At 71.2% G+C, this 2,636-nt stretch carries 3 protein-coding genes; all 3 read right to left on the reverse strand.

All coding sequences use genetic code 11. The annotated features are described in order from the left end of the window. Window positions 1–84: 84 nt before the first annotated feature. Window positions 85–912, reverse strand: coding sequence for a phosphonate ABC transporter, permease protein PhnE (phnE, locus tag RMO12_RS14870; RefSeq protein WP_309624657.1), 828 nt, complete (start codon window positions 910–912; stop codon window positions 85–87). A 135-nt stretch (window positions 913–1,047) separates the two neighbouring features. Beyond that, window positions 1,048–1,797 (reverse strand): ABC transporter permease subunit, encoded by a 750-nt coding sequence (locus RMO12_RS14875; protein WP_309639871.1) that lies wholly within the window; start codon window positions 1,795–1,797, stop codon window positions 1,048–1,050. A gap of 172 nt (window positions 1,798–1,969) precedes the next feature. Further along, on the reverse strand, window positions 1,970–2,636 hold a 667-nt coding region (locus RMO12_RS14880), incomplete at its 5' end, for an ATP-binding cassette domain-containing protein (protein WP_309639870.1).

Raw genomic sequence — 2,636 nt, forward strand, 5'->3', positions numbered from 1 at the left:
TGCAATGGCTGCAATGGCGCCATCGGCAAGGCTGATGGAGTTGCCGATGGCCGGCGCGCTTGCGGTTTCCTCTCCGTCGTTGATTCAGCGCGTCATGGCACGCCGGATGGCGTAACTCGCCGCGTCCACCAGCGCCACCAGCAGCAGCATGGCGCCGAGCACGCTGGCGGTCTTGCCCATCTGGAACAGGCCCATGTGAAAGGCCAGCATCTGGCCCAGGCCGCCGGCACCGACCACGCCCATCACGGCGGCGGCGCGGATGTTGTTCTCCCAGCGGTAAAGCGTGTAGCTCATGAGCTGCGGCGCGATCTGCGGCAAGGTGGCGTAGAGAAGGACGCGCACCGGGCCGATGCCCTGGGCGCGCAATGCATAGGCCGGGCCATCGCTGGCGTTCTCGATTGCCTCGGCGAACAACCGCCCGAGCACGCCGCTGGTGTGTACCGCCAGCGCCAAGGTGCCGGCAAACGGGCCGAGGCCGGCCGAGATGAGCAACAGCGCGGCCCACACCAGCTCGGGAATGGCGCGCAGCGCATTGAGCAAGAGGCGCGTCGGCGCGCGCCAGAGGGCACGGTCTGCGGCGTGCGTGCGGCTGGCCGGCAGCGCCAGCAAGAGGCCGAACACGGCCGCCAGCACGGTGCCGAGTGCCGACATCGCCAAGGTCTCGATCGAGCCGGCCAGCAAGCGGCGCAGGAACGGCGGCGACAGGTCGGGCGGGAAGAACTCGCCGACAAAGCGGCCCATGTCGGACAGCGCCTGCAGCGAGAAAAAGGCGTGCCATTGCAGGTCGAGGCTCCAGAAGCTGGCGACCACCAGCAGCAGCACGCCGAGCGTGAACCAGCAGGCCTTGCAGCGCGCGTCGAACAGGCGCGCCGGCAAACGGTAAGGCGGGTTGGCGGCGGGGCGCGGGTCCATGCTCAATGGCGCCGCTCGCGCGCCGGGTACGTCGGCCGATCCCCCGAGGGGATGCGGGCCGGCTTGGGAGCGGCCCGGCGCTCGGTCCGCGCAGCAAGTGTTGACACAGGATGTCTCATGTCGTGCGACGCCGCCTCAACCGAGCGCGCGGCGCAGGAAGCTGCTGGTGCGATCGGCCAGCCACACCAGCGCCACGAACACCAGCAGCATGGTCGCGACCTCGCCGCCGGCAAACATCTTCATCGAACTGTCGAGCTGCTGGCCCAAGCCGCCCGCGCCGACGAAGCCGAGCACCACCGACGAGCGGATCGCACATTCCCAGCGGTACACCGTGTACGAGGACAGCTCGGCGGCGTTTTGCGGCAGCAGGCCGTAGAAAAACGCCTGCAGGCGACCGCAGCCGTTGCGCAGCAGGTTGACGCTGACCGCGGCGTCGCCGCTTTCGAGGATGTCGCCGTAGACCTTGCCGAGCATGCCGCCGTAGGTGAGCGCGATCGCCAGCACGCCGGCGGTCGGGCCGAGGCCGACCACGCGCACGAACACGAGCGCCCACACCAGCTCGGGAATGCTGCGCAGCGCGATCAGCCCCCAGCGCAGCGCCTGGCGCAGCAGCGCCGAGTGCGTCGACATGCGCCCCGACAACGCCGAGATCGACAACACGCGCGCCGACAGCAAGGTGGCCGGCAGCGCGATCACGAGGCCGAGCGCGATGCCGGCGGTGGCGATGGCCACGGTGCGCCAGCTCTCGCGCGCCACCATCAGCAGGAAGTCGGCGCCGTGCGCGGGCGGAATAAAGGCGCCGAGGAAGCGCAAGGTCGCCTCGCTGCTCGGGCCACCGAACAACAGCCAGGGGCGGAACTCGGTGGCCACCAGCAGCGGCCACATCAGCAGCGCCGCGGCCACCAGCCAGAACACGCGGCCGTGCCAGGCCGGGTCGCGCAGCGGCGGCGCCGCGCTCACTCGAGCAGCCTTCGCGCTGCGCGCTGTCCCGCCAGGCGGGAGCATTCGCCAAGAGCCACGCAAGTGGCCCCTTCGTGGCCCGCGCGGCCGTGCGGGCTCATCGGCAATGCAGGCCGGCCGGCAAGGCCGGGCTCGGCCGGTCGAGCGCCGGCGCGGGCGCGCCTTCGAGTTCGTCCTCGTGCTGCGCATAGAGGCGCATCAGGCGCTCACGGGTGACTTCGCGCGCCGGCAGGTCGAACGCCACCACGCCTTCGCGCAGGCCGACGATGCGCGGGAAGCTCGCCAAGGTGATGTCGACCTGGTGCATGGATGCAAGCAAGCTCACGCCGCGCGCGCGCGCCTCTTCGATGAGCGTTGCCAGCGCCTGCTGAGCGCGCGTCGGGTCGAGCGCCGACAGCGGCTCGTCGATCAGCCACAGCGAGGCGGGCGCGAGCAGCGCGCGCGCCAGGCCGACCCGCTGGCGCTCGCCGCCGGAGAGCCGGTCGACGCGCTCGAACAGCTTGTCGGCCAGGCCAAAACGCTCGAGCGCGGCATGCGCGCCTTCGATGTCGATCGGATAGAACAGCGAGCGCAGGCTGGCCGCCAGGCTGAGCGCCGGCAGGCGCGCGGCCAGCACGGCGGTGATGACACGCTGGCGCGGCGGCAGCGGCGGCGTCTGCGGCGCAAGGAACAGATGCCCGCGCAGGCGCTGCAAGGCGCGCACCGGTTGCATCCACGGGTCGGTGCCATCGAGCGCGACCTTGCCCGAGCGCGGCTTCAAGGCC

It is taken from the genome of Methylibium sp., from assembly GCF_031393925.1.
Taxonomy (GTDB): Bacteria; Pseudomonadota; Gammaproteobacteria; order Burkholderiales; family Burkholderiaceae_C; genus Methylibium.

Coding starts and splice junctions, on each gene's coding strand:
- phnE (WP_309624657.1), bottom strand. CDS start 912: ATGGACCCGCGCCCCGCCGCCAACCCGCCTTACCGTTTGCCGGCGCGC.
- RMO12_RS14875 (WP_309639871.1), bottom strand. CDS start 1,797: ATGTGGCCGCTGCTGGTGGCCACCGAGTTCCGCCCCTGGCTGTTGTTC.